Source organism: Micromonospora sp. NPDC050784, assembly GCF_044456765.1.
Classification (GTDB): domain Bacteria; phylum Actinomycetota; class Actinomycetes; order Mycobacteriales; family Micromonosporaceae; genus Micromonospora; species Micromonospora foliorum.
On the sequence record NZ_JBITGG010000013.1, the window covers coordinates 206,916 to 213,762 of the forward strand.

The 6,847-nt window shown below is 70.7% G+C and carries 5 protein-coding genes; 1 reads left to right on the plus strand and 4 read right to left on the minus strand.

All coding sequences use genetic code 11. The annotated features are described in order from the left end of the window. Window positions 1–45 precede the first annotated feature (45 nt). Window positions 46–1,479: an MFS transporter gene (locus ACIBD9_RS19625; RefSeq protein WP_396719462.1), complete on the plus strand. Its 1,434-nt coding sequence runs from the start codon at window positions 46–48 to the stop codon at window positions 1,477–1,479. A 383-nt stretch (window positions 1,480–1,862) separates the two neighbouring features. Here ACIBD9_RS19625 and ACIBD9_RS19630 read toward each other — a convergent pair whose 3' ends face one another. From ACIBD9_RS19630 to ACIBD9_RS19645, 4 genes are all read right to left on the minus strand, one after another. After that, window positions 1,863–3,536 carry a glycoside hydrolase family 13 protein gene (locus ACIBD9_RS19630; RefSeq protein WP_396719493.1) on the minus strand — a complete coding sequence of 558 codons (1,674 nt, stop codon included), beginning with the start codon at window positions 3,534–3,536 and terminating at the stop codon, window positions 1,863–1,865. 31 nt (window positions 3,537–3,567) lie between these two features. Then, a complete protein-coding gene (locus ACIBD9_RS19635; RefSeq protein ID WP_396719464.1) occupies window positions 3,568–4,617 on the minus strand; it encodes a LacI family DNA-binding transcriptional regulator in 1,050 nt (349 codons plus the stop codon). Between the two features lie 69 nt (window positions 4,618–4,686). Beyond that, window positions 4,687–5,655, minus strand: coding sequence for a carbohydrate ABC transporter permease (locus tag ACIBD9_RS19640; RefSeq protein ID WP_396719466.1), 969 nt, complete (start codon window positions 5,653–5,655; stop codon window positions 4,687–4,689). A 1-nt stretch (window position 5,656) separates the two neighbouring features. Continuing rightward, entirely contained in the window at window positions 5,657–6,703 is a 1,047-nt protein-coding gene (locus ACIBD9_RS19645) for a carbohydrate ABC transporter permease (protein WP_396719468.1), read from the minus strand. Between the last annotated feature and the right edge of the window lie 144 nt (window positions 6,704–6,847).

A 6,847-nucleotide genomic window follows, 5' to 3' on the forward strand; every position in this document is an offset into this window, starting at 1 on the left:
ACCCGCGTGACGACCTCCTCCACGGAGTCTGGTTGGCTGCCGGTCATGACGGTGACCAGTGGCGGGCCCGGCCAGCGCCCGCACGGTCGGGGCGGCGGGCCGGCGCACCGGTTGTACAGCGTCGTGGTGTTCGTGCTGCTCGCCTCGCTGGACAACGTGGCGATCGGGCTGGTCCCCCCGCTGTACGGCCCGATCTCCGACGCGTTCGACGTGTCCGGGCGGCTGCTCGGCGTGGTCACCGCGGTCAGTTTCCTGGTCAGCGCGGTCGCGGCGGTCGGCTGGGCGTACGTCGGGGACCGGACCAACCGCAAGCCGCTGCTCATGGTGGGCACACTCCTCTGGGCGGCGGGCACCGGCGGTAGTGCGCTCGCCGGCGGTTACCTGACGTTCCTGGCCGCGCAGTTGGTCGCGGCGGTCGGCCTCGGCGCCGTCGGCTCGGTGGGCTTCTCGGTGGTCACCGACCTGATCTCACCGACCCGGCGCGGGCTGGTGATGAGCTTCTGGGGGCTCTCCCAGGGGGTCGGCACCCTCGCCGGCACCCTCGTCGGCGGGCTGCTCGGCGCGGCCGACTGGCGGCGGCCGTTCCTGCTGCTGACCGGCGTCGGCCTGGTCGCCACCCTGGCCTACCTGTTCACGTACGACATCCGGCGAGGCCAGAGCGAGCCGGAACTGGCCGGCCGGCTCGACGCCGGCGCCGAGTACGACTACCGGATCAGCCGCGCCGACCTGCCGCGCATCCTGGCCCGACGGACCAACCGGTGGCTGATCCTGCAGGGTCTGACCGCGCAGGCCGCGTTCGGCTCGCTGGTCTGGCTGCCAGTGCTCTTCGCCGAACGGGCCGAGGCCCAGGGTTACTCCACGTCGACGGCTGTGGTGGTGGGCAGCGTTTTCGCCACCCTGTTCCAGCTCGGTGGGGTGCTGTCCATCGTGGGCGGCCTGATCGGCGACGCGGTGCAACGGCGTACCCCGCGAGGGCGGGCACTCGTCGCCTCGATCGGCGTCCTCGCCGCCCTGCCGTTCTACCTGGTGTTGTTCTTCGTCCCGGTGACCATCGACGTGCCGGACGGCGCGAGCGGCGGAGCGGTCGTCGGTGCGGTGCTGGCCAGTGTGTTCACCGAGCCGTCGGTCGGGCTGAGCCTGCTCACCGCCATCGTGGCGCTCGCGTTGACCTCGGCCAACTCACCGAACTGGTTCGCGTTGATCGCCGACGTCAACCCACCGGAGCACCGGGGCACGGTCTACAGCCTGGGCAACCTGGTCAACGGTGTCGGACGCGCGGCCGGCAACGGGCTGGTCGGGGTGGCCTTCCAGGCACTGCGAGCGGCATTCCCGCCACCGCTGAACTTCGCCGTCGGGCTGGCCGCGTTCCAGCTCTTCTTCATCCCGACCGGCATCATGTACTGGCTCGCCTCGCGTACCTCACCGGCGGACATCGACAACGTGCACGACCTGCTACACACCCGAGCCGACCACCTCTAACCCCGCCCCGCCCCGCCCCCCGCCCCCGCCCCCACCCCCGCCCCACCTCGTCGATCATGGGGTTGCGGTGGAGGACAAATGACCCGGAGAACACCAAACCCGGCACCATAACTCCATGATCGACAGGCCGGACCACCCCTCGCCCCGCGATCTTGCACTTACTGTCCCGACATAAGCGGCATAGAAGCCATACCGACAACCGAAACTGCAAGATCGGCGCGGCGGCGGCGTGGGCGGCACGTTCGGTGTGCGGTTTTGAGGGGCGCAGGCGTCCCCGCGCGGCGGGCGGGCATAAATCGTTTACGACGTCAGCTCCAAAGCGAGCCGGTCCACACCGACCGGCCCGCCCGCGAGTACCGCGGGACGGGCCGGTCGGCGCGAGATCAGCCGCGCAGCCAGACGGTCACGTCGGCCGGGACCGCGCCGTCGTCGTCCAGGGCCGCGCTGGCGGCGAGCACCTCGGCATCGGCCGGCACCGGCACCGGGGCGGCACCGAAGTTGGTCAGCACGGTCAGCTCACCGTTGCGGAAGCTCAGCACCTCGTCGCCGGAGGACAGCCACTCCAGGGTGCCGCGACCCAGCCCGTGGGCGCGGCGCAACCGCAGCGCCGTGCGGTACAGCTCGTACGTCGAGCCGGGCACGTCGCGCTGGCGGTCCAGCGCGTACTCCGCCCAGAGCGCGGGCTGCGGCAGCCAGCTCGCGTCGGTCGGCCCGAAGCCGTACGACGGGGCGTCGGCCTCCCACGGGATCGGCACCCGGCAGCCGTCCCGGCCGCGCTGGGTGTGCCCGCTGCGCGCCCAGGTCGGGTCCTGCCGGGCCTCGTCGGGAAGGGTGGTGTGCTCGGGCAGCCCCAGCTCCTCACCCTGGTAGAGGTACGCCGAGCCGGGCAGCGCGAGCATCAGCAGGGTGGCCGCCCGGGCCCGGCGCAGACCGAGCGCGGCGTCGGGCTGCGGGTCGCCGATGCCGATGCCGTTGGGGCGTACGGTGCCGACCGGCAGGCCGAGCCGGGAGGCGTGCCGCACGACGTCGTGGTTGGACAGCACCCAGGTGGTCGGTGCGCCGACCGAGTCGGTCGCCTCCAACGAGCGGGTGATCACCGCGTACTGGGCCGGTGCGGTCCACGCGGCGAGCAGGTACTCGAAGTTGAACGCCTGGTGCATCTCGTCCGGGCGCACGTAGCGGGCCAGCCGCTCGGCCGGCTCCACCCAGGCCTCGGCGACCAGCACCCGTTCGCCGGGGTAGCTGTCCAGAACCTGCCGCCACTGCCGGTAGATCTCGTGCACGCCGTCCTGGTCCCACATCGGCGGGCGCGGCTTGTCGATCTCGTTGCCGGAGAGGATCTCCTGCGGCTCCTGCCAGTCGGCCAGGTCGGCCTGCTTGATGAGGCCGTGCGCCACGTCGACCCGGAAGCCGTCCACGCCGCGGTCCAGCCAGAACCTCAGCACGTCCAGGAACTCCGCGTGCACCTCCGGGTTGTCCCAGTTGAGGTCGGGCTGCCCGGTGTCGAACAGGTGCAGGTACCACTGGCCGGGTTGCCCGTCGGCGTCGACGGTCCGGGTCCAGGCGGGACCACCGAAGACGCTCTGCCAGTCGTTCGGCGGCTGGTCGCCGGCCGGACCGCGGCCGTCCCGGAAGATGTACCGGGACCGTTCCGGGCTGCCGGGCGCGGCCGGCAGCGCGGCCTGGAACCAGCGGTGCGCCGAGGAGGTGTGGTTCGGGACCAGGTCGACGATCACCCGCAGGTTGCGGGACCGGGCCTCGGCGATCAGCTTGTCCGCGTCGGCGAGGGTGCCGAACAGCGGGTCGATGTCGCGGTAGTCGGCCACGTCGTAACCGGCGTCGGCCTGCGGCGAGGGGTAGAAGGGAGAGAGCCACACCGCGTCCACGCCCAGCTCGACCAGATGGTCGAGGCGGGCGGTGATGCCGGGCAGGTCACCGATGCCGTCCCCGTCCGAGTCGGCGAACGAGCGGGGGTAGATCTGGTAGATGGCGGCCTCGGTCCACCAGCCGGTGGCCGGGTGACCGGAGGGGGTCTGCTGCGTCGGGTCGGTGTTCAGGGTCGTCTCCCGTGTTGCGGTGTTTTGGATTTCAGTGTGCCCGGGGCGGTGCGGTCGAGTCCCGGACCACCAACCGAGTGGGCAGGACCACCGGAGTGTCGCAACCGGTGCCCCGTTGACTGACGATGGGGCCACTCGGCGGTCGGGCCCCGAGCGGGTCGAGCAGCATCTGGGCGGCCAGCCGGCCCTGCTCGGCGGCGGGCTGGGCGACGGTGCTGAGCCCGAGCACACCGGCCAGGTCGTGGTCGTCGATGCCGACCACGCTGACGTCCTGCGGCACCCGCAGTCCGACCTCACGCAGGGCGGTCATCGCGCCCATCGCCATCTCGTCGCACGCGGCGACTATTGCGGTCGGCGGCTCACCGCGGGCCAGCAGTTCGGCGGTGGCCCGGTTGCCGCCGTCGATGGTGAAGGTGGACTCGATGTCCAGGGTCGGGTCGGGTCGCAGGCCGGCGGAGCGCAGCGCCGCCTGGTAACCCCGGCGCCGGTCGAGGTGGGTGGTGAAGGCCAGCTCGTCGTCCGGGTCGCCGGAGATGTGGGCGATCCGGTGATGGCCGAGGTCGATCAGGTGCTTGGTGGCGGCCCGCGCGGCCGCCACGTCGTCGATGCGTACGCACGGCCAGTTGGGCACCCTGCTGCCCGAGCTGATGGTGACTCCGGGCAGTTCCAGTGTGGCCAGCGCGGTGAGGTCGGCCGGACGCAACGGCGTGGCGACCAGCATCATGGCGTCCACCCGCTTGTGCAGGTTGGCCGTCCGCAGGACCCGCTGGCGGACCTGCTCCCGGCCGCCCAGGTTGTAGAGCAGCAGGTCGTAGCCGGACTGGTGGAGGTACTCCTCGACCGCCTCGACGACGGTGCTGAAGAACCAGCGGGTGATCCGGGGGACCACCACCGCGACCGTGCCGGTCCGTCCACCGGCGAGCCGGGACGCGCTCGGTGAGACCTCGTAGTCGAGTTGCTCGGCGGCGGCGAGTACCCGGCGCCGGGTCGCGGCCGAGACCGTCGGTAGTCCCCGCAGCGCCCGCGAGACGGTGGCCGTGGACACACCGGCCAGCCGGGCCACATCATCGATCCTCGTCACGGTTTCCCCCGCTCGGTGCCCGGAGCGCCCGCCGCCGCCCGAGGGGCCAGGCGGCGGCGGGCGCGCGGGTCAGCCCTTGACGCTGCCGGCGAGCAGACCTCGCACGAAGAAGCGTTGCAGGGACAGGAACACGATGAGCGGTATGACGATGCTGACGAACGCACCGGCGGTCAGACGCTGCCACTCGTTGCCGCGGGTGCCGGCCATCTCGGCGAGCCGGACGGTGAGCGGGGCGGTCTCGTCGCCGCCACCGGCGAAGATCAGCGCGACCAGCAGGTCGTTCCAGACCCAGAGGAACTGGAAGATGCCGAACGCCGCGAGCGCCGGGGTGATCAGCGGCAGCACGATGGTGCGGAAGATCTTCGGGTGGGTGGCCCCGTCGACCCGGGCCGCCTCCATCAGGTCGCCCGGCAGCTGCGAGATGAAGTTGTGCAACAGGAACACGGCGAACGGAAGCGCGAAGCAGGTGTGCGCGAACCACACCTGGGCGAACTTCTGCTCATCGACCAGATCCCAGGCCGGCATCAGGGTGACGCCGCCGAGGGTGACGCCGGTGGAGAAGAACTTCAGCAACGGCACCAGAGCCATCTGCAACGGCACGATCTGCAACGCGAAGATCGCGATGTAGAGCCAGTCCCGGCCGCGGAAGTTGATCCACGCGAGCGCGTACGCGGCGAGGCACGCGAAGGCGAGCGGGAAGAGCACCGACGGGATGGTGATCGCCAGCGAGTTGATGAAGGACCCGGCGAGCTGCCCGGAGGACGCCGACCGCCCGAACAGGACCTGCTCGTAGTTCTCGAACGTGAACTGCGGGTTGGTGAAGGCCGTCCACCAGCCGGTGGTCTTGATCTCGTCCTCCGGACGGAGGGAGGAGACCAGCAGGCCGAAGGTCGGGATGGTCCACACCACCGCGATGACGATCGAGACGAGCGTCGCGGTGCGGCTGTTCAGGCGCTTGCGGACCCGGCCGGCCGTGGTGGTCGGGGTGCCGTCGGTCTTCTGGGTGCCGGCGGCGACGGTGGGCGTTGCGGTCGTCATCTCAGCCCTCCCGCTGTTGACGGAGGTTACGGATCTGGTAGATCACGACCGGGATGACCAGGATGAAGAGGAAGACGGCGAGCGCGGAACCCCGTCCGTTCTCGCCGTACCGGAACGCCTGGTTGTACATCTCGTTGGCGATCACGCTGGTGTCGTAGTTGCCGTTCGTCGAGGTCCGGACGATGTCGAAGACCTTGAGCGTGGCGATGGTGAGGGTCACCATCACGACGATCAACGCGGGTCGGATGCTCGGCATGGTGATCTGCCAGAACATCTGCCACGGGCTGACACCGTCGAGCCGGGCGGCTTCGACGATGTCGCCGGGGATCGCCTTGATCGCCGCGGAGAGCACCACCATGGCGAAGCCGGCCTGGATCCAGATCATGATGACGATCAGCAGCAGCGTGTTCAGGGGTGATTCGAGCAGCCACTGCTTGGACTCACCACCCAGGCTGACCACGATCTGGTTGAGCAGACCGATCTGGTCGCCGTCACCCCGGTAGGCGTAGACGAACTTCCAGATGATGCTGGCGCCGACGAAGGAGATGGCCATCGGCAGGAAGATCAGCGACTTGGCCACCGACTCGAACCGGGCCTTGTCCACCAGGACGGCGTAGATCAGGCCGAAGCCGGTCGCCACCAGCGGGACCAGGAGCACCCAGACCAGGGTGTTGATCAGGACCCGGACGATCGAGTCGTCGGAGAACATCCAGCCGAAGTTGTCCAACCCCACCCACTCCGTGCTGGTCCTGTTCATCAGGGAGAGCAGCATGGTGCGGATGGCCGGCACGACCAGACCGATGACGAGCAGCAGCAGCGTCGGCAGCAGGAAGAAGAACGCGAAGATCCCTTCCCGTTGCTTGGGCCGACGGGGCAGCGGGGCCCCGCTCGCGGAGGCGGCGACGAGCTGCGCCTCCCGTCGCCGGGCGAACCAGGCCGGCACAACGTCGAGCAGCAGTAGGAGACCACCCACCACCAGCACGAAGGCGACCAGCCCGTACATCAGCATGAGGAACTTCGGCTGCTGATCGGCGAAGTCGAACTCCATCAACCCTCCCTTCCGGGTCCACCTCGGCCGGGGGGGCCGCCCCCCCCCCCCGGCCCCCCCCCCCCCCGGGCGCCCCCACCCCCCCCCCCGCCCCCCGCCCCGGGGCCCCCGGCGGGGGGGCGTGCCGGGACCCCCCCCCCCCAA

Excerpts from the sequence above, each read along its gene's own strand:
- ACIBD9_RS19625 (WP_396719462.1), top strand. The coding sequence starts at position 46 with ATGACGGTGACCAGTGGCGGGCCCGGCCAGCGCCCGCACGGTCGGGGC.
- ACIBD9_RS19640 (WP_396719466.1), bottom strand. The coding sequence starts at position 5,655 with ATGACGACCGCAACGCCCACCGTCGCCGCCGGCACCCAGAAGACCGAC.
- ACIBD9_RS19645 (WP_396719468.1), bottom strand. The coding sequence starts at position 6,703 with ATGGAGTTCGACTTCGCCGATCAGCAGCCGAAGTTCCTCATGCTGATG.